Annotated in this window: 25 protein-coding genes, 1 pseudogene and 1 riboswitch; of the genes and pseudogenes, 25 read left to right on the top strand and 1 reads right to left on the bottom strand. The window is 38.3% G+C overall.

Annotation, left to right across the window (positions count from 1 at the left end):
• Positions 1 to 14 precede the first annotated feature (14 nt).
• From RVY80_RS06175 to RVY80_RS06225, 11 genes and pseudogenes are all read left to right on the top strand, one after another.
• Positions 15 to 728: pseudogene (locus RVY80_RS06175) on the top strand (pseudouridine synthase); the annotation flags it as partial.
• A gap of 302 nt (positions 729 to 1,030) precedes the next feature.
• Entirely contained in the window at positions 1,031 to 2,281 is a 1,251-nt protein-coding gene (locus RVY80_RS06180; RefSeq protein WP_317329963.1) for a BaiN/RdsA family NAD(P)/FAD-dependent oxidoreductase, read from the top strand.
• A 17-nt stretch (positions 2,282 to 2,298) separates the two neighbouring features.
• Positions 2,299 to 2,985, top strand: a complete 687-nt coding sequence (cmk, locus tag RVY80_RS06185) for a (d)CMP kinase (RefSeq protein WP_317329965.1) — start codon at positions 2,299 to 2,301, stop codon at positions 2,983 to 2,985.
• Positions 2,978 to 3,598 carry a lysophospholipid acyltransferase family protein gene (locus RVY80_RS06190; RefSeq protein ID WP_295187972.1) on the top strand — a complete coding sequence of 207 codons (621 nt, stop codon included), beginning with the start codon at positions 2,978 to 2,980 and terminating at the stop codon, positions 3,596 to 3,598. The genes cmk and RVY80_RS06190 overlap by 8 nt, the downstream gene beginning before the upstream one ends.
• Positions 3,589 to 5,490 (top strand): bifunctional 4-hydroxy-3-methylbut-2-enyl diphosphate reductase/30S ribosomal protein S1, encoded by a 1,902-nt coding sequence (locus RVY80_RS06195; RefSeq protein WP_295187974.1) that lies wholly within the window; start codon positions 3,589 to 3,591, stop codon positions 5,488 to 5,490. Before RVY80_RS06190 ends, RVY80_RS06195 begins: the two co-directional genes overlap by 10 nt.
• Before the next feature lie 131 nt (positions 5,491 to 5,621).
• Positions 5,622 to 6,956, top strand: a complete 1,335-nt coding sequence (der, locus tag RVY80_RS06200) for a ribosome biogenesis GTPase Der (protein WP_295187976.1) — start codon at positions 5,622 to 5,624, stop codon at positions 6,954 to 6,956.
• Positions 6,956 to 7,555, top strand: coding sequence for a glycerol-3-phosphate 1-O-acyltransferase PlsY (gene plsY, locus RVY80_RS06205; RefSeq protein WP_295187978.1), 600 nt, complete (start codon positions 6,956 to 6,958; stop codon positions 7,553 to 7,555). Before der ends, plsY begins: the two co-directional genes overlap by 1 nt.
• 1 nt (position 7,556) lies before the next feature.
• Positions 7,557 to 8,555: an NAD(P)H-dependent glycerol-3-phosphate dehydrogenase gene (locus RVY80_RS06210; protein ID WP_295187980.1), complete on the top strand. Its 999-nt coding sequence runs from the start codon at positions 7,557 to 7,559 to the stop codon at positions 8,553 to 8,555.
• Between the two features lie 67 nt (positions 8,556 to 8,622).
• Positions 8,623 to 9,177 (top strand): 16S rRNA (guanine(966)-N(2))-methyltransferase RsmD, encoded by a 555-nt coding sequence (rsmD, locus tag RVY80_RS06215; protein ID WP_317329966.1) that lies wholly within the window; start codon positions 8,623 to 8,625, stop codon positions 9,175 to 9,177.
• Positions 9,178 to 9,181: 4 nt separating this feature from the next.
• A complete protein-coding gene (coaD, locus tag RVY80_RS06220; RefSeq protein WP_317329967.1) occupies positions 9,182 to 9,667 on the top strand; it encodes a pantetheine-phosphate adenylyltransferase in 486 nt (161 codons plus the stop codon).
• Positions 9,668 to 9,691: 24 nt separating this feature from the next.
• Entirely contained in the window at positions 9,692 to 10,147 is a 456-nt protein-coding gene (locus RVY80_RS06225; protein WP_295187986.1) for an ATPase, read from the top strand.
• A 204-nt stretch (positions 10,148 to 10,351) separates the two neighbouring features.
• On the opposite strand, the gene RVY80_RS06230 is transcribed toward RVY80_RS06225, so the two are convergent.
• Positions 10,352 to 12,073: an Rqc2 family fibronectin-binding protein gene (locus RVY80_RS06230; RefSeq protein ID WP_295187988.1), complete on the bottom strand. Its 1,722-nt coding sequence runs from the start codon at positions 12,071 to 12,073 to the stop codon at positions 10,352 to 10,354.
• A gap of 136 nt (positions 12,074 to 12,209) precedes the next feature.
• On the opposite strand from RVY80_RS06230, the gene RVY80_RS06235 reads away from it, so the two are divergent.
• The 14 genes from RVY80_RS06235 (at position 12,210) to RVY80_RS06300 (ending at position 26,644) form a co-directional block, all read left to right on the top strand.
• Positions 12,210 to 13,091: a YicC/YloC family endoribonuclease gene (locus RVY80_RS06235; protein WP_317329968.1), complete on the top strand. Its 882-nt coding sequence runs from the start codon at positions 12,210 to 12,212 to the stop codon at positions 13,089 to 13,091.
• Positions 13,092 to 13,106: 15 nt separating this feature from the next.
• A complete protein-coding gene (gene remA / locus RVY80_RS06240; RefSeq protein ID WP_295187992.1) occupies positions 13,107 to 13,373 on the top strand; it encodes an extracellular matrix/biofilm regulator RemA in 267 nt (88 codons plus the stop codon).
• Between the two features lie 11 nt (positions 13,374 to 13,384).
• Entirely contained in the window at positions 13,385 to 14,011 is a 627-nt protein-coding gene (gmk, locus tag RVY80_RS06245) for a guanylate kinase (protein ID WP_295187994.1), read from the top strand.
• A gap of 8 nt (positions 14,012 to 14,019) precedes the next feature.
• Complete coding sequence (gene rpoZ, locus RVY80_RS06250) at positions 14,020 to 14,232, top strand: DNA-directed RNA polymerase subunit omega (protein WP_295187996.1); 213 nt, start codon at positions 14,020 to 14,022, stop codon at positions 14,230 to 14,232.
• A gap of 32 nt (positions 14,233 to 14,264) precedes the next feature.
• Positions 14,265 to 15,581, top strand: a complete 1,317-nt coding sequence (gene coaBC, locus RVY80_RS06255; RefSeq protein WP_317330003.1) for a bifunctional phosphopantothenoylcysteine decarboxylase/phosphopantothenate--cysteine ligase CoaBC — start codon at positions 14,265 to 14,267, stop codon at positions 15,579 to 15,581.
• A 151-nt stretch (positions 15,582 to 15,732) separates the two neighbouring features.
• Positions 15,733 to 17,418 carry a SulP family inorganic anion transporter gene (locus RVY80_RS06260; RefSeq protein ID WP_317329969.1) on the top strand — a complete coding sequence of 562 codons (1,686 nt, stop codon included), beginning with the start codon at positions 15,733 to 15,735 and terminating at the stop codon, positions 17,416 to 17,418.
• Between the two features lie 169 nt (positions 17,419 to 17,587).
• Positions 17,588 to 17,687, top strand: a riboswitch (SAM riboswitch).
• A 49-nt stretch (positions 17,688 to 17,736) separates the two neighbouring features.
• Entirely contained in the window at positions 17,737 to 18,927 is a 1,191-nt protein-coding gene (gene metK / locus RVY80_RS06265) for a methionine adenosyltransferase (RefSeq protein ID WP_317329970.1), read from the top strand.
• A gap of 222 nt (positions 18,928 to 19,149) precedes the next feature.
• Positions 19,150 to 21,333 (top strand): replication restart helicase PriA, encoded by a 2,184-nt coding sequence (gene priA / locus RVY80_RS06270; protein WP_317329971.1) that lies wholly within the window; start codon positions 19,150 to 19,152, stop codon positions 21,331 to 21,333.
• Between the two features lie 17 nt (positions 21,334 to 21,350).
• Positions 21,351 to 21,827, top strand: coding sequence for a peptide deformylase (def, locus tag RVY80_RS06275; protein WP_295188003.1), 477 nt, complete (start codon positions 21,351 to 21,353; stop codon positions 21,825 to 21,827).
• A complete protein-coding gene (gene fmt / locus RVY80_RS06280; protein ID WP_317329972.1) occupies positions 21,827 to 22,768 on the top strand; it encodes a methionyl-tRNA formyltransferase in 942 nt (313 codons plus the stop codon). The genes def and fmt overlap by 1 nt, the downstream gene beginning before the upstream one ends.
• Positions 22,758 to 23,546, top strand: coding sequence for a DUF116 domain-containing protein (locus tag RVY80_RS06285; protein WP_317329973.1), 789 nt, complete (start codon positions 22,758 to 22,760; stop codon positions 23,544 to 23,546). Before fmt ends, RVY80_RS06285 begins: the two co-directional genes overlap by 11 nt.
• Positions 23,533 to 24,891, top strand: coding sequence for a 16S rRNA (cytosine(967)-C(5))-methyltransferase RsmB (gene rsmB / locus RVY80_RS06290; protein WP_317329975.1), 1,359 nt, complete (start codon positions 23,533 to 23,535; stop codon positions 24,889 to 24,891). The genes RVY80_RS06285 and rsmB overlap by 14 nt, the downstream gene beginning before the upstream one ends.
• Before the next feature lie 15 nt (positions 24,892 to 24,906).
• Entirely contained in the window at positions 24,907 to 25,953 is a 1,047-nt protein-coding gene (gene rlmN / locus RVY80_RS06295; protein ID WP_317329977.1) for a dual-specificity RNA methyltransferase RlmN, read from the top strand.
• The gene (locus RVY80_RS06300) at positions 25,943 to 26,644 is read left to right on the top strand and encodes a Stp1/IreP family PP2C-type Ser/Thr phosphatase (RefSeq protein WP_310746014.1); all 702 of its coding nucleotides are present in this window, start codon (positions 25,943 to 25,945) and stop codon (positions 26,642 to 26,644) included. The genes rlmN and RVY80_RS06300 overlap by 11 nt, the downstream gene beginning before the upstream one ends.
• Position 26,645 lies beyond the last annotated feature (1 nt).

Here is a 26,645-nt window from a genome sequence, read left to right on the forward strand (position 1 = left end):
AGATAAGGTAAAGAATGGAACGACTACAAAAATTTATTGCCAGCTGTGGCGTAGCTTCGCGCAGAAAAGCGGAGGAGCTCATTGCAGAGGGTAAAGTTCAAGTGAATGGAAAAAAAGTCACAGAATTGGGGTATAAAATCAATCCTAATAGAGACCGTGTAAAAGTAAATGGTCAATTATTAGAAACGGAAAAAACAGTATATTATTTGTTGAATAAGCCTAAAGGCGTTATTACCACTGTAACGGATCCACAAGGTCGTAAGACGGTCATGGATTTCATGAAGGATAAAGAACATCGAATTTATCCAATTGGTCGTTTAGATCAAAATACAGAAGGATTGTTATTACTCACTAATGATGGTGAGTTAGCACAAAATTTAACACATCCATCTAAAGGTGTTGAGAAAATCTATGAAGTACGCGTAAAAGGACGTGTCCGTGATGAACATTTGGAGACTATCGCAACTGGCGTATCTTTAGAGGATGGTGTGACTGCATCAGCTACAATTTATGACCTAGGTTTTGATGATCACAATGGAATTACTGAAATTGAAATTACTATCCACGAAGGTAAAAATCGTCAAGTACGGCGCATGTTTGAACATTTTGGATATAAAATTCATAATCTAAAACGCATTGCTTATGCAGGTTTAACATTGGGCGGTGTTAAACGAGGCGCCTTCCGTGAATTAACCAATATCGAAGTGCGTCAATTAAAGGCAGTGGGTGCAGTCGATCCGACGGTGAAAACACAGCAATCTAATACACGCAAACTTTTTGATAAAGTAAAAGATGATAGAAAATCGGGCACTACGAAACGATTTAATAATAATGGTTATTCTAAATCTAGAAGAACTGATTCTAGAAAATCTGATGAGTTTGGATCTTCAGACCGTCCAAGATGCGCTGGCGGTGCTAGAAAATCTGAGGGCTTTAAATCATCTGAACGGCCAAAACGTTTTAGTGATTCTCACAAATCTGATGCCTTTAAGTCCTTTGATAAGTCAAAGAGAAATAACAGGGTGAAATAATGAAGCATGTTGTAGTTATCGGCGGTGGTGCGGCCGGTTTAATGGCGGCTGTTATTGCTGCTCGTGAAGGCGCACAAGTTACACTGCTTGAAAAAATGAATATGGTAGGCAAGAAAATGGGCATTACCGGCAAAGGCCGTTGTAATATTACCAACAATGCTGATATGAGCGAGTTCATTAAAAATACACCGGGTAATGGTAAATTCTTGTATGGAGCCTATGAACGCTTTACGAATGTGGATCTTCTCGATTTACTTCATGAATGGGGCCTACCAACCAAGGTTGAACGTGGTGGTCGTGTGTTCCCTGAATCTGACTCGGCCCTAGATGTACGTAATACCTTTATGAAAGTTCTTAAAAAATACGGTGCTACCGTTCATCTCAATGAGCCCGTAGAACGTATTTTGGTTCATGATGGTGCAGTGAAAGCTGTAGAAACCGACAAGCATACTTATGAGTGTGATGCTATTATTATTGCTACGGGAGGTAAATCCTATCCCTTGACAGGCTCTACTGGTGATGGATACAAATTTGCTAAACAAATTGGCCATTCCGTTACTGAAATCCGTCCATCCTTGGTACCTATCGTGACTGAAGAAGCTTGGGTAAAAGAAATCATGGGCCTTAGCCTACGTAATGTAGAGGTGTCTGTGGTTTCTAAAAATAAGGTACATGCCAAACAATTTGGGGAAATGATGTTTACTCATTTCGGCGTGACGGGACCAATTATTTTGTCCTTGAGCCATACCGTTGGTAAACTCCTTAAGAAGGCAAAAGCACCTGTGCAAATTGAAATTAATTTAAAACCGGCCTTAACGGCAGAGGTATTAGATAAACGTTTGCAAATAGATTTTGAATTATATTCTAAGAAACAATTAGCAAACGGAATGAAGGATTTACTTCCTCAAAACCTTATTCCTATGGTGATTTGTTTGGCGGAACTCGATCCAGCTAAGCCAATTAACCAAATTACAAAGGAAGAACGTTTGCAATTGTTATATGTATTACAACATATGACTCTAAATGTGAAAGGTTTACGTCCCGTTGAGGAGGCCATTGTTACATCTGGTGGGTTATCCTTAAAGGAATTTAATCCTAAAACGATGGAATCTAAACTGGTAAGTGGCCTATATGGTGCCGGTGAAGTGCTCGATTTCGATGCTTTCACAGGGGGATATAATCTACAAGCTGCATTTTCCACTGGCTATGTGGCAGCCATGCATATTACACATCCAGATATGTTTGAATAATACGTGAGAGGACCGCTATGAGTGAACATAAAAAAATAGCCATCGCTGTTGATGGTCCTGCCGGCGCAGGTAAAAGTAGTATTTCAAAGGTAGTAGCCAATACATTGGGGTATTTATATATTGATACTGGCGCTATGTATCGTGCAGTAACCTGGGCGGTATTAGACCAAGATTTAAATCCTGATGACCAAGGACAAGTAGAATCTATTTTGCCTAGTTTGGAATTAACTATGGAGCCTAGTGATGCATCATGTAAGGTGTTTATTAAAGGACGAGATGTAACTGGTTTAATTCGTCAACAAGCGATTAATGATAATGTATCTAAAATTGCGTCCTACAAGGCTGTGCGCGAGTATTTGGTGGAACGACAACAAGCCATGGCCCAGGTGGGGGGCGTTATTTTGGATGGCCGTGATATTGGGTCAGTGGTGTTACCAGATGCAGAATTAAAAATCTATTTAACAGCTTCTGTAGAAGCCCGTGCTAAACGTCGTTGGTTAGAAGTCAAAGGAACTGATAATGAACAACCGTTGGTGGAAATTCAAGAGAGTGTCCAAAATCGAGATGAAATGGATAAAAATAGAAAAGAATCTCCTTTGGTTTGTGTAGAGGATGCAATCGTAGTAGATTCTAGTAATTTAACATTTGAAGAAACAGTAGCACATATACTAACACTAGTGCAGGAGACCATCGAACATGAATAAGTTTTCTACATTTTTGTGGCGTACTGCATTTTGGCTCGTTTATAAAGTAGGTTATAATGCTAAGTTTTATGGACGAGATAATTTTCCTGAAACGGGCCCAGTTATTGTAGTACCAAATCATTTGAGTAATAATGATCCACCTATTGTCGGTTATGCATTACCTCGGCATGTACATTTTATGGCGAAACAAGAATTATTCGTTAATCCAATTTCGAAGTTTATTTGTACATGGTTAGGAGCATTTCCTTTAAATCGGGGTGCTATAGATAAGGTAGCTATACGTCATGCTTTGGGTTTATTAAAAGATAATAAAGTATTAGGTATTTTTGCTGAAGGATCTCGTCAAAAGCCTGGTAAATTAGGTAAATTTCATGATGGTGCAGCCTCATTGGCATTACGTACTGGTATTGGTATAACACCAGTAGCAGTTATTGGCACACATGAAATTAAGAGAAATCAAGTAGCTGTTATCATTGGGAAAACAATTCCAGTGAAAAAAGCTAAGCCAACAGTGGAGGCTATTAAAGAAGTAAATGATACAGTTAAATCTGCTATACAACATATGATTGATAACTATCATGCAGGAACTGTGGAGGAAACATTGTGGAAATAAAATTAGCGGAAAATCATGGTTTTTGTTATGGTGTAAAACGGGCAGTAGAAATTGCCACAGAAGCATCTAATGAGCCAGGTAGAAGTTATACATTAGGACCCATTATTCATAATCCTCAAGTTGTGGATAAATTGAAAAATCGAGGGGTCAGTCCTATTGAAGAAGTTAGCGATATTTCAGAGGGGACGATGATTATTCGCTCTCATGGTGTAGGACCGGAAATCTATAAAGAAGCCGAAGAAAAGGGGTTACATGTATTAGATGCTACATGTCCTCACGTTAAAAAGGCACAGATGGATGCAAAATCTGTTATTGAAGATGGAATGACATTGGTCATTTTAGGTGAAAAAAATCACCCTGAGGTCAAAAGTATAAATTTATGGGCCAAAAATAAAGGGATAATCATTGAAGATGAAAAAAACGCTGAAAATCTACAAGTTGTTGAAAAAATGGGGGTTGTTGTACAAACTACCTTTTCACAATTTAAATTTAACAGTATAATAGGGGTATTAGAAAAAAAATCTAAGAATCTTAAGGTCTTCAAAACGATATGCAATGCTACGCAGGAACGACAAAATTCTGCAGTAGATCTTGCCCGTGAAGTAGATCTTATGATTGTGGTAGGCGGTAAGAATAGCGGCAATACAAACCGATTGGCAGAGGTTTGTCGTGACGTTGGATGTACAACTTATCACATCGAAACTTCTGCTGAAATACAACTGGCGTGGTTTGAAAACGTTCAGACAGTAGGAGTAACAGCCGGAGCATCGACTCCCGACTGGATTATTAAGGAGGTCATTGAGACAATGAAAGAATTTGAAGAATTATTAGCAGCAGCAGGTCAAGAAGATTTTAAGAAAGGTAATGTCGTTAACGGTACAGTAGTACAAGTAGAAGACGAACGCGCTTACGTGTCTTTCGGATACAAAACCGAAGCTGTATTGAACAGAACAGAAATTTCTTATCCAGCACCAGCTTCTGCCAAAGATGTGTTGCATTATGGTGATGAAATTAAAGCAGTTATCATGAACCACATCAAAGAAGATAATCCTGTTTATCTTTCTATGACTCGCTTGGCTAAAGACGAAGATTGGCAATATGTTATTGAAGCTCAAGAAAAAGATGAAGCTATCGTATGTAAAGGTATTGATGCCATCCCAGCAGGTTTGGTTGTTACAGTAAAATCCCTTCGTGGCTTTATCCCATTGTCCCAAGGTGATGTACATTTCGTAAAATCCCTAGACAATTTGGTAGGCACTGAATTTGAAGCTAAAGTATTGGAAATCGATGAAAAGAAAAACCGTTTGGTTCTTTCTCGTCGTGCTGTGCTTGAAGTTGAACGTCAAGCTAAATTAGCTGAAGCATTAGAAAAAATCAATGTTGGCGAAAACTACAAAGGTATCGTTCGCAAAATTATGCCTTACGGTGCATTCGTAGATATCGGTGGTATCGAAGGTTTACTTCATATTTCTGACATTTCTTGGCAAAAAATTAAAAAAGTGGAAGATGTTCTTTCCGTTGGTCAAGAAATCGAAGTTAAATTACAATCCTTCGACGCTGAAAGCAACAAATTATCCTTGTCCTTAAAAGCTTTAAGCAAAAGCCCATGGGACGAAGCTGAAGAAAACTTACACGTTGGCGATGTAATCAATGGTAAAGTTGTTCGTTTGGTAGCTTACGGTGCATTCGTAGCAGTTAATGACGACATCCAAGGTTTACTTCACATTTCCCAAATCACTAAACAACGCAATGCAAAAGTAGAAGACTACTTAACTCGCGGTCAAGACGTTGAAGTGAAAATCATTTCCTTGAACAAAGAGGAAAAGAAATTGGGCTTGGCTTTAACTGAATTGATGGAAGCTAAAGAAACTGAAGAAACTAGCGCTGAATAATATAGATCTTATCTAATAAGATGTATATAAAGGCTGTTGTGTTAGAAATAACACAACAGCCTTTTTGCGTGCAATAGCGATAGTGTGATAAAATAGAGTGATGATTATATATAGTATGGAGAGGTGAAACTATGGCAAAACCATTAGTGGCCGTTGTAGGCCGTCCAAATGTTGGTAAATCCACATTATTTAACGCCATTGTAAATAAACGTATATCTATTGTAGAGGATATTCCTGGTGTAACACGTGACCGCATCTATTTTGATGCAGAGTGGCTTAATCGTGAGTTTACCATGATTGATACAGGTGGGATTGAATTTGTTAATGAAAACAGTCATGTTATCCCCAAAATGATGCGTCTTCAAGCAGAACTTGCTATCGAAGAAGCAGACGTTATTTTGTTTGTTGTAGATGGTAAACAAGGTATTGTACCTGCTGATGAAGAAGTTGCTAATATTCTTAGAACTAGCGGTAAACCAGTAATTCTTGTGGTTAATAAAATTGACAGTGTTAACCAAGAAGCAAATATTTATGAATTCTATAACTTAGGCCTTGGTGATCCAATCGGTATATCTGCAAAGAATTTAATGAATTTAGGTGATTTACTTGATGATGCTGTTAAACATTTTCCACCAGTGGGAACAAGTAAGGATGAGGAAGATACCATCCATGTAGCCTTAATTGGTCGACCTAATGTAGGTAAATCTTCTTTAACGAATGCCTTATTGGGGCAAAATCGTGTAATAGTTAGTGATGTGGCTGGTACTACACGTGACTCCATTGATACACATTGGACACATGATGGCCAAAAATTTATTCTTATCGATACTGCGGGGATGCGTCGCAAGGCGAAAATCGAAGAAGCTGTTGAACGATATAGCATTGTTCGTTCTTTACGCTCTGTGGACCGTTCTGATATCGTAATTCTCGTTCTTGATGGCGTGGATGGTGTCACTGAGCAAGATAAAAAAATCGCTGGTTATGCCCATGAAGCTGGCAAAGGTATTATCATTGTTGTGAATAAATGGGATCTTGTAGAAAAAGATGATAAAACGACGATTCGCTATACAGAAGACATTTATGATGAACTTGGGTTCTTACAATATGCTCCGATTTTGTTTGCATCTGCATTAACAAAACAACGAATTCATCGCTTAGCTGATATGTTGAAATTCGTATCTGAACAACAATATCGTCGTGTATCTACAGGAACATTAAATCAATTGCTTAATGATGCTCAAATGGTTAATCCAGTTCCGTCAAGAAATGGCCGTACACCTAAGATTTACTACATGACACAAGCTAGTGTTAAACCACCTACATTTATTCTGTTCGTAAATGAACCAGAATTAATTCATTTTTCTTACATGCGTTTCCTTGAAAATAGATTGCGTGAATCCTTTGGCTTTGAAGGTACACCAATTCGTTTAATTTTACGTGGCAAGAAAAGGGATGATGAAGAATAATGGATATGCTATTTATTGCTAAATGCGTATTAGCCTATCTTTTAGGCTCTATCCCTAGTGGATTGATTATCGGTAAATTATTCTTTAATACCGATGTTCGTGAGTTCGGTAGTAAAAATATTGGTGCCACTAATACCTATCGTGTATTAGGGCTCAAAGCGGCACTGCCAGTATTTTTCTTTGATGCTTTTAAAGGTGCTGTCGGTGTCTATCTGCTAGCTAGTTATGGACCAGCGCATATGATTTTAGGCGGTATATTAGCTATGATTGGACATAATTGGCCAATTTTCCTAGGATTTAAAGGTGGTCGTGGCGTGGCTACTGGTCTAGGGGTACTTATTGCATTATCCCCATTGGTAGCAGCTATTTGTTTTGCTGTATGGGGCGTTATTGTGTACTTTACAAAATTAGTCTCCTTAGGATCTATTGCTGGTGCAACATTAGTACCTATTTTAATGTATCTTACTGGTGAATCCTGGTGGTTCATAGGTTTTGGTTTCCTAGCAGCCGCATTCGTTATTGGGCGTCATAAGGACAATATTAAACGTTTGCTTGCAGGCAAGGAATTGAAGGTAGAGCGTGTGAAAGGTGATGAATAATATGAAGGTCGCTGTCATTGGCTCAGGCAGTTGGGGCACTGCATTAGCACTCAAATCTGTAATGGCTGGTAATGAAACGATTCTTTATTGTCGAACACCAGAGATGGCTGAGGCGATTCAACATAATCACGAAAATACGAGGTATTTGCCGGGTGTAGAAATTCCATTAACCTTACAAACGAGCTCTGATTTACAGTTTGTTATGACTGATGCGAATATCGTTTTGATGGTAACACCTTCTGTATATGTACGCTCAACATTGGCTACATTACGCCCCTTTATGAAAGAAGGCATGATTTTTGTACTTGCCTCCAAAGGTGTAGAACGTGAAACTGGTAAATTGTTAACCACTGTGATGACAGAGGAATTAGAAGGATCCGGCTGTCATATTGCCGTATTATCTGGACCAAACCATGCTGAAGAGGTGGGACGAGGTTTACCAGCCGCATCTTCTGTTGCTGCAGCTAGTCTAGACATTGCTGAAATAGTGCAACAAGCATTACATACTAGTGATTTTAGAATTTATACTAATGATGATTTGATTGGTATTGAGCTTGCGGCAGCCACGAAAAATGTGATTGCTTTAGCGGCGGGCATATGTGATGGCCTTAAATTAGGCGATAATTGTAAGGCCTTGTTGTTAACACGTGGTCTTCATGAGATGACACGTTTTGGTATTGCTTTAGGGGCCAATAAGGATACCTATGCAGGTCTCGCTGGTATGGGGGATTTAATTGCTACTTGCATGAGCCCTCATAGTCGAAATCGTGCAGCTGGTGAAAAATTAGCAGCTGGTGAAAGTATGGATTATATTATAAATCATACTTATATGGTGGTAGAAGGATTCTTTGCAGTCTCCATCATTTACAAAATGGCTACTCAGCATAATATAGATATGCCAATTACACAGGCTTTATATCAAGTGTTGTATGAAGAGAAAGCTCCATCCGTTGCACTTCACGAATTAATGAATCGAAATAGTAAAGTTGAATCTCATTAGTAAATAGATACTTTCAATTTATGTTGTTATATAATATAATTAATGAGTATAATCTTGAGAGGATTGTATGAGAATAATTGCAGGTACGGCCAAAGGGCATACAATAAAAGCACCAAAGGGTATGGATACACGACCAACTCTAGATCGCGTCCGTGAAAGTGTGTTTAATGTACTAGCTCATAGAGGCCTTGTACAAAAACGAGTGTTAGATTTATTTTCTGGTACTGGGGCATTGGCTATTGAAAGCTTGAGTCGTGGTGCTAGTCACGCAGTGGCCATGGATAAAGCAACAGCAAAGTTGATTAAAGAAAATGCTGAGCACTGTCACGTAGCGGATAAAATAACTATATTTTCAAATACATTAACTCAAGTAGCCCATCGACTAGAAGGGCAGCAATTCGATTATATTTTTTCGGATCCACCCTATCAAAAAGGCTTTATCGAGGCGACTATTAAATTTGTCATTGACGGTGATTTTTTAGCACCAGAAGGCGTCTTGCTATTAGAACGTTATAAGGACGAAGCCTTGGTATTACCTGAGGGATGGGCCTGTATTAAAGAACAAAAATTTGGATATACGCTAGTTTCTTATTGCGTTCGTAACTCGAGTGAAAGGAGTTAGGCTATTGCGTATTGGTGTTTGCCCTGGAAGTTTTGATCCTGTAACAAATGGTCATATTGATATATTTGAACGTGGTAGTAAACTCGTTGATAAACTTGTTATTGCTGTAAGTTCTAACCCGAATAAGCATTCTTTGTTTACTATGGAGGAACGTGTTCAACTGATAAAAAACTCAGTCAGTCATATTCCTAATGTAGAGATTGATTGTACCAGTGAGTTACTTAATGATTATGTTAAATCTAAAGATAGCCGTATTATTATTCGTGGTTTACGTGCATTAAGTGACTTTGAATATGAATTTCAACGTGCTTTATTCTCAAAGTATTTAGATGATGATATTGAAACCGTATTTATTATGACAAATAATAAATATTCCTTTGTTAGCTCTACGGGTATTCGTGAGCTTGCAAAATTTGGTGGAAAATTAGATGGTCTTGTTCCAGATGAAGTAAAAACTAAACTGGAAGAACGATTTAGTTCTGGAAAATAGTGTAGAGATTAATAGGAGAAAACCATGAAAACAGAAAAATTATTAGAAGATTTGGAAACCCTTATTGAAGCGAGCAATCGTATTCCTATGACTACAAAACGCATGGTAGAAGAAGATGAAATTATGCGTATTGTTGATTCCATTCAAGAATCTCTACCTTTGGAACTAGATGAGTCACGTCGTATTGTGGCTGATAAAGATAAAATTTTAGCTGATGCACAACGTCAAGCAGATACTTTAATTGCTCAAGCTAAGGAATATATCGCTAAATTAACAGAAGAAAGTGAATTAGTAAAACAAGCTCAAGAACATGCTAATCAAATTATTACTAATGCTAATCAATCCTCTGAAGAATTAAAAGCTAGTTCTATTCAATATGCTGGTGATGTATTGAAATATGTTGAGAATAATTTAGAGAAAACATTGGAAAGCCTACGTCAAAATCGTGAAAGCTTGAAACAATCTAACCGTTCTGAATAATATGTAGGTATATGTCTAGATAAATTGAGCACTCTTTTTAGTAGGCAAAGGCATATAATATGTATAATAAAATCTCGTCTTTCTACCTTTAGTGTAGTTTGGACGAGATTTTTATTTTATTTTTTTGATAATACTATGAAATGACAATGGCCCATACCAACAAGTATGGGCCAAAAGTTTATTAGAATTAAGTGTATAGTTTCATTATTCTTTTATATATTCAGGTTTTTTAGGTTCCACAATCATTGTTTGGTGTGTGTTGAAAATAACAAATCCTAAAGGTGAAGCAGGAGGCTTCTTGATGGATTTGATATACGTATAGTCTACAGGAACCTTGCTCGAATCACGACCACGACTATAATAGGCAGCGTATTGAGCCACGCGAGAAATCATATCGTCATCAGGATTAGAAGCACGTAATATAACGTGGGAACCTTGGATATCCTGTGTATGGAACCAGAGATCATTGGGCTTTGCAAATCGGTGAGTGAGGTATTCATTTTGTTGGTTGTTTCGACCGATAAATACTTCGCCACCAGGTACATTGAAATGTATGTAATTTGTTTTGCTCAGTTTATAGGATAGAGGCTTTTTAGATTTTTTGATGATACCTGCATCCATACACTCACTACGTATTTCCTCTAGGCTTTCACGAGTAGTGGCTAGGGACAAGCTGTATAGAATGGATTTGTAGTACATTAATTTAGTGGTACTGCTATCTAATTGGTAGCGACCACTAATCATACGATTTTTGAGTTTCGTGTAGAGTTTATAATAGGCCTGTCCATTTTCGATAATGTTGAGTTGTGGATTCAACGGGATCGTTAACATCATATCGGTATTTCCAGACTCATCTAATAGATTAGGCAAATCAATGCTGGATTCATATTGCACCTGTAGGTGGCCATTGATCATCAATAAATCACCGTATAATTTGTAGGTGTCCATTTTATCCGTATCATCCAATTCCTTTTGGATTTTGCTGTGACGCAATTCCTCTTTTTTAATGGCATTGGTAATGATTTTTTCTAGTTCACGATCGGCTGTATGGATGGCACCATCGGATTTGACGGATTGAGCGATGGCTGCGGAAATCGTTTCATAGGTCTTTTCCAATGTTCCCGTGGATAACTGTATAGGACTGTGTACTAGCTTATTATTGGAGTTATGATATTCCATTATTCCATGGGCATCTTTTAACTCCGTAGATACCATGTGTAATACATGTGCTAATATTTGAATCTTCTCTGGTGAAAGTTCATCAAATTCCACTTTTCCATCTAGTTGGGCACGTGTTAGCAATTCTTGTAATAATGGTTTCCCAAAGCCATTAAAAATATTACGTATGGAATTTTCTACATTACCTTGATGGAAGGTGCGTAATAAGTCAAGTAGTTCTGATTCAGAAAAATCAAGTAAGCTCACCCGCTGTGTATTAGGCGGTAATTCATAGGGAATCTTGGGACCGATGGAACGTTCACGACTCATCAATGGCGATACGTGAATGAGGGATTCTAGAATTACGCCATCTTGTACAAAGATACAGTTAGAATATTTCCCCATTAATTCAACATAAATTTTTGTAGTTGTAATGGAGCCATTCATTTCTAATTTATCGATGCTGATACAGAAAATACGGTCACCGTTGATTTGATCAATAGAGGTAATTCGACTGCCTTCAATATGTTTTCTAAGGAACATACATAGAGAACTAGGTTCCTTGGGTAAGTCTTGAAGTGGTGCTGATAGGTATAAGGCTGGTGATGCACCAACAGTAATGATTAAATCAAAATTATCTCTAGATGTATGAATTTTGAATAATAAGGTTGTTTTATCGATTTGATATAGTTTTTGTATTTGACCTGCCTGTATAGCTGACTTGAGTTCGTCAGCTAATACAGACATGGTAAGACCATCTAAGTTCAAGTGTTGCCTCTTTCATTATGAAAAATAATAACTAGTACTAGTATAACATAGATTATGGGGGATTAGCGTTGAAAAACATGATACAATAATACATGAAAAGTAACGAGACTTCGTAGGATACGAGGAGGTTAATTTTATGAATAGTATGACAGGGTTTGGCAGAGGTGAATCCCAACAAGCGGGAATACAGTGTTCCGTTGAAATTAAGACAGTAAATTCTAGATATTGTGATATTAACATTCGCAGTCCTAAAGTGATTAATCCAGTGGAGCATATCATTAGGCAGCTGATTCAGAGTACTCTCCATCGTGGTAAGGTAGAAGTAATGGTTACTGTTGTAGAAAATGGTAATCGGGAAAAGAAATTTACCGTTAACAGTACGTTAAAGGATCAAATCAAGGATATGCTCATCCGAGAGGGCTTTTACAAGGAAACTGATACTATTCCAGTACAAGCGATTATGGCTATATCTGGTGATTGGGTACAATTTCAAGAGGATGTAGTTGATCAATCAGTGTTAGAGGCGATGGTCTCGGAAGCTACTACAAAGGCTTTACATGCTTTGACAGATATGCGTATTGTTGAGGGACAGCATATACAACTAGATTTACTTGGTCGATTGGAAATATTGCTACAAGTGTTAAATTGTATTGATAATGTAAAGGATGTTGCAGTTACTGCCTATCGTAACTACTTATTGACGAAGATGAAATCCTATTTAGAGGATTTGCATGCGGATGTTTCGGAAGAACGTTTTCTACAGGAAGTAGCTATTCTTTCCGACAAGACTGATATTACAGAAGAGATTGTAAGATTTAGGTCTCATGTGGTACAATTAGAAAATACACTAAAGGATTCAAAACCAGTGGGGCGTAAATTAGACTTTCTAATTCAGGAAATGAATCGTGAGGTAAACACAATGGGTTCAAAAGCATCAGATGTAGGTATTACTGATGATGTAGTACAACTCAAATGTGAACTTGAGAAAATACGTGAACAAGTGCAAAATATTGAATAGAAGGGAGTCTATATAGTGAGTGTTAAATTGCTTAATATAGGTTTTGGCAATATGGTATCGGCAGGACGTGTTATGGCGATTATCAGTCCCGAATCTGCACCGATTAAACGTATGGTGCAAGATGCTCGTGATAAGAGTCTCCTAATTGATGCTACTTATGGGCGTAAAACTCGTGCTGTTCTTGTTATGGACAGTGGTCAGATTGTACTTTCAGCCATTCAACCAGAAACCGTAGCACACCGTATTGTGCAACAAGAAGTAGTGGAAGAGTCTGTAGACTGATGGGAGTTACTATGTCAGACAGAGGTTTATTAATCGTCTTATCCGGGCCATCTGGGGCGGGTAAAGGTACGATTTGTTCAAATTTACGTGCAGAAATGCCAAATTTGGTATATTCTGTATCTATGACAACCAGGGAACCACGTGTAGGTGAAGTAGAAGGGAAAAATTACTTTTTCCGTTCTAAAGATGAATTTGAATCTCTTCTTGCAGTAGATTCATTCCTTGAATATGCAAAAGTGTATGATAATTATTATGGTACGCCTAAACAGCATGTAATGGATTTATTAGATGATGGTAAAAGTGTATTGCTAGAAATCGATATTCAAGGGGCGATGCAGGTAAAAGAGCGTTTTAGTGATGCCGTGTTTATCTATATCGTACCACCATCTCTCACCGAATTATCTGCACGTTTACATAATCGTGGTACTGATGCTAAAGAGGTTATTGATAAACGATTATCTTTGGCGTGTTCAGAACTGGCGTTAGCTCATCGATATGACTATATTGTTGTAAATGATGATTTACAAGAGGCATCTCTAAAGGTTGCATCTATTTTACGTGCTGAAGAATGTAAAATTAGACGTAATAAAGAAAAAATTCAATATATCTATAAACAATACATGGATTCAAAGGAGTAGTGATAGTTATGATGGTAAAACCACCTTTAAAAAAATTAGAAGAGCATGTAGATAGCAAATATACATTGGTAACATTGGCAGCAAAACGCGCTCGTGAATTGACTGATGGTAATGCCTGTCTTGCAGATGAAAGACCAACTGAAAAACCTGTTTCTTTAGCATTTTATGAAATTGCGGAAGATAAAATTGGCTTTAAACGTACAAAAGAAGGTATTAAATAATCCACTCGAAGGAGATATCCATGAGTCACTTGTTGATGGGGAAACACATTATTGTTGGTGTATCCGCCGGAATTGCAGCCTATAAATCCATAGAACTTGTGAGTCGTTTGCGTAAAGCTGGAGCTCAAGTGAAAGTGGTTATGACAAAAAATGCGACACATATTGCATCACCCTTAACATTTGGAGAAATTAGCGGCCATCCCGTGGCTCTAGATATGTGGGAGCAAGTTCATGACTGGAATGTAGAGCATATTTCGTTGGCAACTTGGGCTGATGCTTATGTTATAGCGCCTGCCAGTGCGAATGTAATTGGCAAGATTGCTAATGGTATCGCTGATGATATGTTAACTACTACTGTGATGGCTACACCAAATCCTAAATTTCTTTGTCCCGCTATGAACTCTGAAATGTACAACAATCCTATTGTGCAACGTAATTTACACACTCTAAAACACGATGGCTATCATATTATGCAACCAGGAAGCGGGTGGCTTGCTTGTGGTGTAGTAGGTGTAGGACGGTTGCCTGAACCAGAAGAAATCGTATCATGGCTGAATGAACAATTCCAATATGAACCATCTTTAAATTTTGAAGGCTCTACAGAAGGAAGACCGATGGTCTCCTATGCGAATGGAACCGTATCTGCAGATTCTGGTAATTCTTTAATTTCTAATGTACCAGTTGATTCTAGCTTTGCTCTATCATTAACGGGAAAACTTGTTATCGTTACTGCTGGTGGTACGCAAGAAAATATTGATCCAGTTCGATATATTGGTAATCGATCTAGTGGTAAAATGGGTTATGCTATTGCAGAACAAGCGGTACGTGCTGGGGCTCATGTTATACTAGTGAGTGCTCCCACAAATTTAAAGGTACCAGACGGTGTAGACTTTGTTCTTGTTGACTCTGCTCGTTCTATGCAACAAGCGGTGGACAGTCGTTTTGATTCTGCTGACGCAGTTGTTATGGCCGCTGCTGTAGCTGATTTTAGAGTCGTAAATATGGCGAATCAGAAAATTAAGAAGATGGAAACAATGACTCTTGAGCTTGTAAAAAATCCTGATATTTTATACGGGTTAGGTCAAAAGAAATCTCATCAAGTATTAATTGGTTTTGCAGCTGAAACAGAACGTGTTGTGGAATATGGCATGGGTAAAGTGCATAAGAAAAACCTAGATATGCTTGTAGCTAATGACGTGAGTAAATCTACAGCAGGGTTCAATGTAGATACTAATGAAGGTTATTTCCTATTCCCTAATCAAGATGCTAAAGAAATTCCTAATATGTCTAAACAAGAAATGGCAAAGGCTATTGTTGAAGAATTAGCAACATTGATACAATCCAAATAAGCATAATGCAAATTAAGTAATTTTATATAAGCATCTGGTTATGTACTTCGAAAATATCTAATTTGCATTCTCATACAAAATCTTTTACTATTAAATAAGGTAAACTTTTAGAGTTTACCTTATATTTTTTGCTAATTACGAAGGAGGATTTATGTTTGCGATTCAAAGGGCTTATTTATCAGGAGCCTTTAAAAGCAAATCTCTCGTGAAAAATACTATAGCTGGTCTTGTGGTAGGTGTAGTAGCATTGCCACTAGCCATGGCATTTGCTATAGCTAGTGGTGTAACGCCACAGGCCGGTATCTATACAGCTATTGTTGCAGGGATTATCGTTTCTATTTGTGGTGGATCCCAAGTGCAGATTGCGGGACCTACAGGGGCTTTTGTTGTCTTGTTGAGCGGTATCGTTGCTCAATATGGTTTAGACGGTTTGCAGATAGCTACCATTATGGGTGGGATTATGCTTGCTTTAATGAGTTTAGCAAAGCTAGGTGATGTCATTCGATTTATTCCAACCCCAGTTATTACTGGTTTTACAGCGGGCATTGGGATAACTATATTTGTTGGGCAGTGGCCCTATTTCTTCGGTTTTGCCCCACCTATAGGCATTCATGATTTTCATGAAAAATTATGGTATATGCTTCAGGAGATTCCCCTGTCACATATACCGACGTTGGGTATTGCAGTATTGAGTTTAATTTTATTGTTAATTGTACCTAAAATTCCTTATATAAAAGTATTCCCTGCACCAATTGTAGCAATGATAATAGCAACAATATTGCAATTTATATATCAATTTGAAGGTGTAGCCACTATAGGTAGCGCTTTTGGTGGTATTCCTCAAGGTTTACCAAGTTTTACTATACCCGTAGTAACATGGGATAAAATTGCGGTTCTTATAGGTCCGGCTTTTACTATTGCCATGCTAGGAGCCATAGAATCTTTGCTGTCAGCAGTTGTTGCAGATGGTATGAGTGGGAAAAAACATGATTCGAATACGGAGTTATTAGGTCAAGGCCTTGCTAATATTGTAGCACCACTATTAGGGGGCATTGCTGCAACAGGAGCTATCGCAAGAACTGCTACCAATATACGTAGTGGGGGGGATAGTCCTGTAGCAGGTATTGTACATGCTATAGTGTTGCTTATTATTTTGTTATTGTTGGCACCTTATGCAGTGTATATACCCTTATCTTCTATGGCAGCTATTTTATTTCTCGTATCGTATAATATGAGTGATGTAAAACGCTTCAGTCATATTGTGCGTTTAGCACCACGAGTGGATGTGGGAATCTTATTAATCACATTTTTATTGACTATTTTTACTGATCTTGTTATTGCCGTTAACCTAGGTGTAATGTTGTCCATTTTATTCTTTATGAGACGAATGATAGGAAGCATTGATATTCATGAGGTTAAAAATGATGAATTGATGAAAGAAATCGAATTGGAGAAAGAAATTCATACTGAAATTATGGTATATACTATTGAAGGTCCATTATTTTTTGGTGCTGTTAGTGCCTTTGACGGGGCATTAAATTCTATTCATAAGGATCCAACATTTCTTATCATTCGATTTGCAGAGGTACCTTTTGTTGATTTGACTGGCCTCAGTATGTTACTTGATATCATTAAAAATTTGAAAGAGCGTAAAGTAGAAGTACTGCTTAGTGATGTAAACTATGAAATTCGTCGTCAAATGTATCGTTTAGAGTATCAAAAAGTTCTAGGTCGACATTATTTGTGGCGCACATGTGCGAGTGCATTGCATAAAGCCGAACACGATTTAGAAATTATGGATGAAGTTAAACGTCATAAATTAGATAAAAACAAATAGAGCTTCTTTTAGAGCTTCTTTGCCAATCTTTTTTCAAACTATAGCATATCAAGAATATCAAGACATAGTATTATGACGTAATGAGTGTATCAGTAGAAAAAAATATCATAATAGAAAAGAAGCCACTCCTATTGATATATCGAAAAAAATACACTATAATATGTGTATTGACTCATCAAGAGTAGTGGAGGGACAGGCCCTGTGAAGCTACAGCAACCATTCCGAGTGGAAAAGGTGCTAATTCCTATGGCGTAGCCGATAGATGGGATGTCTCTCGTGAGTTTTTGCGAGGGGCTTTTTTTCGTTTAGGAGGATAAAATGGCTGAAAAACATATGTTTTTTACATCTGAATCTGTGACTGAAGGTCATCCAGATAAAATTGCGGATCAAATTTCTGATGCTGTCTTGGATGCAATAATAGAAAAAGATCCTACAGCACGTGTTGCTTGTGAAACTTTGGTTACTACAGGTATGGTACACGTGGTAGGTGAAATATCTACTAAAATTTATGTAGATATTCCACGCATTGTACGTGATACAGTTCGTGAAATTGGTTATACTCGTGCGAAATATGGTTTTGACTGTGATACTTGTGGTATTCTAGTATCCATCGACGAACAATCTGCTGATATTGCTATGGGCGTTGATGACTCCTTAGAAGTGAAATCTGGCGATTCCGATAAAAATGATAAAATCGGTGCTGGTGACCAAGGTATGATGTTCGGTTATGCTACAAACGAAACACCTGAATTGATGCCTACACCAATTTCTTTGGCACATCGTTTGTCCCGTCGTTTATCCGAAGTTCGTAAAGATGAAACATTAACATACCTTCGTCCAGATGGTAAAACACAAGTAACAGTAGAATATGTTGATGGTGTACCTAAACGTATTGATACTATCGTTATTTCTACACAACATAGCCCTGAAGTAACACATGAACAAATCGAAGCAGATTTGAAAAAATATGTTATTGATGCAGCGGTTCCAGCTGAATTGGTAGATGCGGATACAAAATACTTCATCAATCCAACTGGTCGTTTCGTAATCGGTGGCCCTCATTGTGATGCTGGTTTGACTGGCCGTAAAATCATTGTTGATACTTACGGCGGTATGGCTCGTCATGGTGGCGGTGCTTTCTCTGGTAAGGATCCTTCCAAAGTTGACCGTTCTGCTGCCTATGCTGCACGTTATGTTGCAAAAAATATTGTTGCTGCAGGTTTGGCTGATAAATGTGAAATCCAAATCGCTTACGCTATCGGTGTTGCACGTCCAGTATCCGTATTAGTGGAAACATTTGGTACTGCAAAAGTAGCGGAAGAAAAAATCCAAGAATTAGTAAACAAACATTTCGACTTGCGTCCCGCAGGTATTATTGAAATGCTTGATTTATTAAAACCTCGTTATAAAAAAACCGCTGCCTATGGTCACTTCGGCCGTACAGATGTGGACCTTCCTTGGGAACGCACTGACAAAGCAGACGTTCTTCGTCAAGAAGCAGGTTTATAATTAAATACTAAGGCGCCTTTTGGGATTTACTTTCATAATGAAAGCTAAACTCTAAGAGGCGTTTTTTGTGCGTTATCATTGATAAAATTCTATTACATATTGATTTTACTAAGCAAAAGTAAGTAGTTAATTCGATGAGATCGCAGTAGAATATTATATCGAATAAAATAGTTGAAATATAGCATTCATGGTATAATAAACTATTAGGATAGGAGGAGAAGAATGAAGGTAGCAGATATTATTATCAATCGTCCCGCTAAACAATTGCATAAACCATTTAGCTATGCCGTACCAGAGAAATTTGGTACCATTGCACCTGGTACACGCGTTCTTGTTCCTCTCGGTGGCAGTCGTGAAGAAGGTATTTTGATTGGTTATCACGAAGAAGCTGAGCCATTGTCCTATACGGTAAAGTCTATTATCCAAGTGCTAGATCAAGAACCGTGGTTTACTACGGAGATGATGAATACAGCTAAACAATTGAGCCAATATTATTTGTGCTCTTATGGCGATGCATTACGATTATTTACCATTAATAAAACATTGAAATCCTACGAAGCACCTAAGGAAGTGTGGCTCGTTACGCAACCAGGATTCACTGTTGAGCAATTTAGCACTCGCAAGAAAAAACAACGAGAATTGGCTGAGTACTTGCTCGATGTTGAAGGCGCGCCATTGTCCTTGTTAAAGGCGAAAGGATTCTCTTTGCCTGTTATAAAACAAGTGGCAGCGGCTGAATATATTAGGTCGGAAGAACGTTTTAAAGAAACAAAGACAAGATTTACTAGTTTGCTTAGTAATGAAGGGGATATTACCCTGACAGATGAACAACAAGTAGCCTATGAACCGATTAGGGCGGCCATGGATGCGAATACACAAGAAACGTTTTTGTTACATGGTGTTACGGGTAGTGGTAAAACACAATTATATTTAAAGGCAGCTGCTCGCTGCATCGCTGATGATAAAACGGCTATTATTTTGGTGCCTGAAATTATTTTGACGGATCAAATTGTACGTCGATTTGTGGAAACCTTTGGTGATGAAGTGGTAGTATTCCATAGTAAATTGACTATTAATGAGCGTTATAATAACTGGGAACGATTGCGTCGTAAAGATAGCCATATTATCATTGGCGCTCGTTCGGCTGTATTTGCACCGGCTGAACATATTGGTCTCATCGTTCTCGATGAAGAGCATGATAATTCCTATAAACAAGAGGATATGATTCGATACCATGCGAAACAAGTGGCGTTGTGGCGTGGTCAATCTCATGGTTGCCCTGTTGTATTAGGATCGGCTACGCCAGCGGTGACATCCTTTTACAAGGCCCAACATAAGGAATACACCTTGCTATCCTTGCCTAATCGCGTGTTTGAGCAACCAATGCCACAAGTGCAAATTGTGGATATGAAGGAAGAAATGTTACGGGGCAACTACTCCGTATTTTCCGATGATATGGTGAACCTCATTGATACTACATTACAAAATCACAATCAGATGATTATGCTATTAAACCGACGTGGCTATAGTACATTTGTAATGTGCCGTGAATGTGGTAAACCCATACAATGTCCTCATTGTGATGTGTCTATGGTGTATCATCAATCCGGCGAAGAATTACGTTGCCATTATTGCGAGCATCATGAACCAGTTCCTAATATATGCCCACACTGTGGGAGTAAAAAAATAAAATTCTTTGGCTCTGGCACACAGAAGGTGGAGGAAGAATTGCGTAGACAATTTCCACAGGCCCGTATTGCCCGTCTTGATCAAGATGTGACAAAACAAAAAGGTAATGGTGAGGAAATTCTCGAACAATTCCGCATTGGTCGATATGATATTTTATTGGGGACTCAGATGGTATCGAAAGGTCATGACTTTGAAAATGTTACTGCTGTTGGGATTTTAACGGCCGATTCCGTACTAAATATTCCATTATATTCGGCGGCAGAACGGACCTTCGATTTGCTCACACAAACGGCTGGACGAGCTGGGCGTGGTGAAAAATTAGGCTGTGCCGTAATACAAACATATAATCCGTTAAATTATGCTATAATAAAGAGTAAAGCTCATGATTACATTGGCTTTTATAATGAGGAAATTCAGAATCGTGAAATACTTGGATATCCGCCATTTCGTGAAATGATTCGTATGTTGGTGCGTCATGAAAACATCAATACTCTTGAGGGGATTGCGAACCACATTGTGACGGATTTAGAGGCACATAAGGATTCTGAAGATATAGAAATAAATGGTCCCTACGAAACAGGTATTAAACGTAAACGAGATATGTTTTATTTAGCTATTATGATTCGTGGACCTAAATTAGATTCAGTTAAGAAATACATCGCCCAATCTTGGATTTTTACACAAGAGGGATTATTAATTGATGTAGATCCAATATAACAAATAATGGAGGACGAATGGCAGTTTTAGATATTATGAAAGCAGGACATCCTGTATTAAAACAGGTAGCAGAACCTGTAGAATTTGTAAATAAAAAAATGAGAACACTCATTGAAGATATGGCCGAAACAATGTATAAAACAGATGGTGTAGGCCTTGCGGCACCACAAATAGGTGTATCTCAACGTATTATTGTATTAGATGATGGTAATGGTTTATTAGAGCTTATCAATCCTGAAATTACTCATAAAGAAGGCTCTCAAATTGGGTTAGAAGGTTGCCTCAGTGTTCCTGGTTATTATGGTGATGTAGAGCGTTTTGATAAAATCACTGTGAAGGCTATCGATAAACACAATAAAAAGGTAACTATCAAAGCTGAAGGCTTCCTAGCACGTATTCTACAGCATGAGATTGATCATCTAGATGGTCATTTATTTATTGAAAAAGCAGATAATTTACAACGCATTGAACCACAAACAGAAGGGGCGAAATAATGACTCCATTACGCGTAGTATTTATGGGTACACCAGATTTTTCCGTACCAACCCTTGAGGCATTAGTACAAGCAGGGCACAACATTGTTGGGGTCTATTGTCAGCCAGATAAAGAAAAGGGTCGTGGAAAACAAGTGCAAATGCCTGCCGTAAAAGTGGCAGCCTTGGCACATGATTTACCGGTGTACCAACCTGTAACACTGAAATCAGAAGAAGTAGAGGCCGAATTACGTGCCTTAGAACCAGATGTAATTATTGTTATTGCATACGGTAAAATTTTACCACCTTGGCTCATTCGTTTACCTAAATATGGCTGTATTAATGTACATGCTTCTATTTTGCCTAAGTATCGTGGGGCTGCACCAATTCATTATGCTATTTTAAATGGTGATACTAAAACTGGGGTCACTATTATGCATATGGATGACGGTCTTGATACAGGCGATATTATCGATGTTGAAACTATAGAGATATTACCGAATGAAACTACGGGAGAACTCTTTGAGCGTATTGCTACATTGGGCGGTGCGACTATCAATCCTGTATTAGAACGTTGGGTAGCTGGAGAGATTATTGCTATACCACAGGATGATATTAAGGCATCTCATACGAGCAAAATTACAAAGGACATGGGACTCATTGATTGGAATAGTCCAGCTTTTGAAGTAGCGAATAAAATCAAGGCCTTAAATCCTGCACCTGGATGTTTTACTTTCATTAATGGAAAACGATTGAAACTTTGGATGGCAGAATCACTAGAGGAATCTAGTTCTGTACAACCAGGTACAATCGTTGCTATAACAGCAGACTCTATTGATGTAGCAACAAAAGATGGTATATTGCGATTGAAAGAAGTACAACCAGATAACAAAAAGCGTATGAGTGCAGGCGACTTCTCTCGAGGTCATCAATTGAAAGTAGGTATGACATTTGGTGAATAAAGAGAAAGAATATGAAACGTATCCGTTATATTTAGGCTTATCAGGACTCACATTTGCATTACTTACTGTACTGGTGGTAGTGCTCATGTATGTATTATGGCCTGGATTACATCAGTTAAGCTATACTTTGGCGGTGACAGTAGAAATTTTTCTAGCCTTCATCATTGGCATTGGTTGGTTTCTATGGGCTATGCTTGGCATAGCTACAAAAGGTTGGTTGCGTATTCATCCTATTATTTTACGCATTAGTAATCGTGTCATTTATTCACTATTCCCAATTTCCCTGCTGCTAGGCAAATTTGGCGGTGTTACTAAGGACCGATTACGTCAATCCATGATTGATTTAATTAATCATTTGGTGACATTAAATTTGTACAAAGTACCAGCAGACCGTATTTTGTTATTAACACCACATTGCCTACAAGAGAGCTCTTGTGTTCATAAGGTTACTGGTGATGTATATAATTGCAAACAATGTGGTCGGTGTAAGGTTGGCGATTTGCTGCAAATCACAAAGGATTATGGCTGTAAATTTCTCGTTGCTACAGGCGGCACCCTGGCTAGACTAAAGGTTAAGGAAGCACGACCTAAAGCAATTGTAGCTATCGCGTGTGAACGAGATTTGGCAAGTGGTATGGCTGATGTATTCCCAATTCCTGTGATAGGGGTCTTGAACGCAAGACCCAATGGGCCATGCTGTAATACGACAGTAGATGCTGATCGTGTGAGAGAAGTTGTGGAATTATTAGTAGATAAGGATAGTCATGAGCGAAACTAACGGAAATCCACAAAAACAAAATATTAGATTATATGCTGTTAAGGCATTAGCGGATATCAACCGTAAAGGTGGTTATGCGAATATTGTATTGCAACAATATATTAATCAATACAATATGAGTGATTTGGATCGTCGTTTCTTTACAGAACTTGTATATGGCGTAGTACGTCGTAAAAACTATTTAGATGCGATCATTGTCCATTTTGCCAAACGCCCCCTAAATAAATTATCTTCCTTAGTGGTGGAAATTTTACGGTTAGGGATTTATCAAATCCTATATATGGACAAGGTACCTGAAAGTGCGGCCGTTAATGAAAGCGTAAAGTTGGCAAAGAAACTAACCCGTGGGTTATCTGGTTTTGTGAATGCCATTTTACGAAATCTATTACGTGATGATGGAAATATATCCATTGATGAACTTAGTCGTAGTGAGGAAGAACGCATTTCCTTTATTTATAATCAACCATTATGGCTTATTGAACATTGGGCGAATGAGATGGGGCTTGATAAGACAGAGGAGCTATGTGCTTGGTTTAATGAACAACCTCGTCTTACAGCACGTATCAATACATTAAAAATCTCCTATGATGATTGTATTTATCAATTAACTGACGCAGGGTGGATTGTAGAACAAGATGCCACAATGCCAGAGGTGTTGTACATTGATAAGCATGTAGGCAGTCTTGAAAAATCTGACCTTGTCATGAATGGCGCCATTACCTTTATGGATAAAGCATCTATGCTCGTGGCTCATGTGGTGAATCCACAGGCGAATGAACGCATCCTTGATTGTTGTGCGGCGCCAGGTGGTAAATCCATGCATATGGCTGCGTTGATGAATAATCAAGGTACTATCGTATCATGTGATATTCATGACCATAAGATAGAATTGATGGAGGCCAATGCCGAACGCCTTGGTGCCACTATCATAGAAACTACATTACAAGATGCGACACAATTGCCAAAGGAATGGGCGGGGACATTTGATCGTGTATTGATCGATGCACCTTGTTCTGGTCTTGGTATTTTACAAAAGAAACTAGATATGCGCTGGCGTAAGGAACTTTCAACACTGAAAGAATTACCAGCATTGCAATTACAAATATTAAACCGTGCCAGCCAAATGGTGAAGGACGGTGGTACAGTGGTGTATTCCACATGTACACTCAATACATTAGAAAATGAAGACGTAGTCAATAAATTTTTGGCTACTCACCAAGAATTTACATTAGATAGCATTGGCAATGATATTCCAGTGCCTCATGAAGGTCCTATGATTACTACATATCCACCGAGAGATAATATGGACGGGTTCTTTATGGCTAGATTATGTAAAAACAAGTGAGTCTAAAGGAGACACATGATAGAATTACTAGGAAAATCCTTGCCGGAGTTGCAAGAGATTTTTGTTACTCATAAGATACAAAAGTTTAGAGCTAAACAATTGATGGATTATATTTATCATCGCTATATATTTGACTTTGATAAGATGGAGCAATTCCCTAAAAATCTTCGTACATGGTTAACAGAAAATTGTATAATTTCTATGCCGAAGGTGATTACAGAATCTGTATCTCCAGATGGGAAAACGCGTAAATTATTACTAGAATTCAGTGACACAAGCCGTGTTGAAGCAGTGCTCATGCAGCAGCATTACGGTAATTCCGTTTGTGTATCTTCACAAGTGGGCTGTGCCATGGGGTGCATATTCTGCGCTTCTACACAAGGCGGTTTATATCGAGATTTAGAGGCTCATGAAATTGTGGCTCAAGTCGTATTATTTGGCGCTGCTATTGATGAGGATATCCATTCCATCGTTGTCATGGGGGCTGGTGAGCCACTACAAAATTATGACAATGTTGTTGATGCTTTAAAATTGATGCATGATGAGGAAACATTTAATATTAGTTATCGCAAGATGACTATATCTACTTGTGGATGGGTACCTAATATTTACCGGTTAGCAGAGGAAGGGATTCCATTTACTTTGGCATTGTCTTTACATGCTACGACTAGTGAAACTCGTCGCAGTATTATGCCCATAGGGTCAAAATATGCGCTTCCAGAGGTATTGGCGGCGGTAAAGGCTTACTATGACAAGACGCAACGTCGAGTGACGTTCGAATATATCTTGATTGAAGGTGTTAACGTTTCCCTAGATGAAGCACATCAATTAGGTAAAATCGGTAAAGAATTCCCTAATTGTCATATCAATCTTATTCCAGTAAATGGGAATGAACATATTGACTTGTATAAACCAACTAACAAGCATATGGCTACTTTCAAAGAAATTGTTGAATCCTATGGTGTATCGGTGACGATACGAAAAGAGATGGGCGATGCTATCCAAGCTGCTTGTGGTCAGTTAAAAGCAGGGCACGCACAGAAAGAGGAGAATCATGAATAGTATAGGCATGAGCAAGATTGGCTTGGTACGCCAACGCAATGAGGACCGGTTCTTTATTGATGGTCCTGTGTGTGCTGTTACTGATGGCATGGGCGGTTATAAAGGCGGTGAAATCGCTAGTACCTATGCTGTTGATGAAATCGAACGTAGTTTGCAAAAAGCTAACTTCTTTGATGAACAAATATTATGTGATGCAATTCGCCAAGCTAATGCATCCATTGTTAACCGAGTAAAAGAAGAGAAATCTTTAACTGGAATGGGGACAACGGCTGTTGTTGTAGCGATACAAGATAATATATTGTATTGGGCTAGCGTAGGCGATAGTCGTTTATACGTAATGAAACAAGGTATATTGCAACAAATTACAACTGACCATTCTATGGTGCAAGAACTCTTTAGCGCTGGAGAAATTACAAAAGAGGAGATGTTAACTCATCCAAAGCGTAATTTGTTAACTAGAGCAGTTGGTGTCAACTCTATCCTAGCCGTTGATAGTGGACAATTAGAGGTAGCACCAGGTGACCGTATTGTATTATGTACCGATGGTTTAACCGGGTATGTAAATGATCATGAAATCGAACAAGTATTGAATGAGACTTCTGATAATAATACGGCTGTTAATACATTAATGAACAGAGTGTATGACCTGGGCGCTAGTGATAATGTAACTATTATTGTGGGCACTATCTAAT

Origin of the sequence: Veillonella absiana (assembly GCF_032970865.1) — a bacterium.
Classification (GTDB): Bacteria; Bacillota; Negativicutes; order Veillonellales; family Veillonellaceae; genus Veillonella; species Veillonella absiana.

Bases quoted from the DNA above. Each gene is read 5' to 3' on its own strand.
- RVY80_RS06260 (WP_317329969.1), top strand. From the start codon at position 15,733: ATGTTTGCGATTCAAAGGGCTTATTTATCAGGAGCCTTTAAAAGCAAA.
- RVY80_RS06210 (WP_295187980.1), top strand. From the start codon at position 7,557: ATGAAGGTCGCTGTCATTGGCTCAGGCAGTTGGGGCACTGCATTAGCA.
- gmk (WP_295187994.1), top strand. From the start codon at position 13,385: ATGTCAGACAGAGGTTTATTAATCGTCTTATCCGGGCCATCTGGGGCG.
- rsmB (WP_317329975.1), top strand. From the start codon at position 23,533: ATGAGCGAAACTAACGGAAATCCACAAAAACAAAATATTAGATTATAT.
- plsY (WP_295187978.1), top strand. From the start codon at position 6,956: ATGGATATGCTATTTATTGCTAAATGCGTATTAGCCTATCTTTTAGGC.
- RVY80_RS06225 (WP_295187986.1), top strand. From the start codon at position 9,692: ATGAAAACAGAAAAATTATTAGAAGATTTGGAAACCCTTATTGAAGCG.
- rsmD (WP_317329966.1), top strand. From the start codon at position 8,623: ATGAGAATAATTGCAGGTACGGCCAAAGGGCATACAATAAAAGCACCA.
- RVY80_RS06235 (WP_317329968.1), top strand. From the start codon at position 12,210: ATGAATAGTATGACAGGGTTTGGCAGAGGTGAATCCCAACAAGCGGGA.
- priA (WP_317329971.1), top strand. From the start codon at position 19,150: ATGAAGGTAGCAGATATTATTATCAATCGTCCCGCTAAACAATTGCAT.
- rlmN (WP_317329977.1), top strand. From the start codon at position 24,907: ATGATAGAATTACTAGGAAAATCCTTGCCGGAGTTGCAAGAGATTTTT.
- der (WP_295187976.1), top strand. From the start codon at position 5,622: ATGGCAAAACCATTAGTGGCCGTTGTAGGCCGTCCAAATGTTGGTAAA.
- rpoZ (WP_295187996.1), top strand. From the start codon at position 14,020: ATGATGGTAAAACCACCTTTAAAAAAATTAGAAGAGCATGTAGATAGC.
- def (WP_295188003.1), top strand. From the start codon at position 21,351: ATGGCAGTTTTAGATATTATGAAAGCAGGACATCCTGTATTAAAACAG.
- fmt (WP_317329972.1), top strand. From the start codon at position 21,827: ATGACTCCATTACGCGTAGTATTTATGGGTACACCAGATTTTTCCGTA.
- cmk (WP_317329965.1), top strand. From the start codon at position 2,299: ATGAGTGAACATAAAAAAATAGCCATCGCTGTTGATGGTCCTGCCGGC.
- metK (WP_317329970.1), top strand. From the start codon at position 17,737: ATGGCTGAAAAACATATGTTTTTTACATCTGAATCTGTGACTGAAGGT.
- RVY80_RS06190 (WP_295187972.1), top strand. From the start codon at position 2,978: ATGAATAAGTTTTCTACATTTTTGTGGCGTACTGCATTTTGGCTCGTT.
- RVY80_RS06180 (WP_317329963.1), top strand. From the start codon at position 1,031: ATGAAGCATGTTGTAGTTATCGGCGGTGGTGCGGCCGGTTTAATGGCG.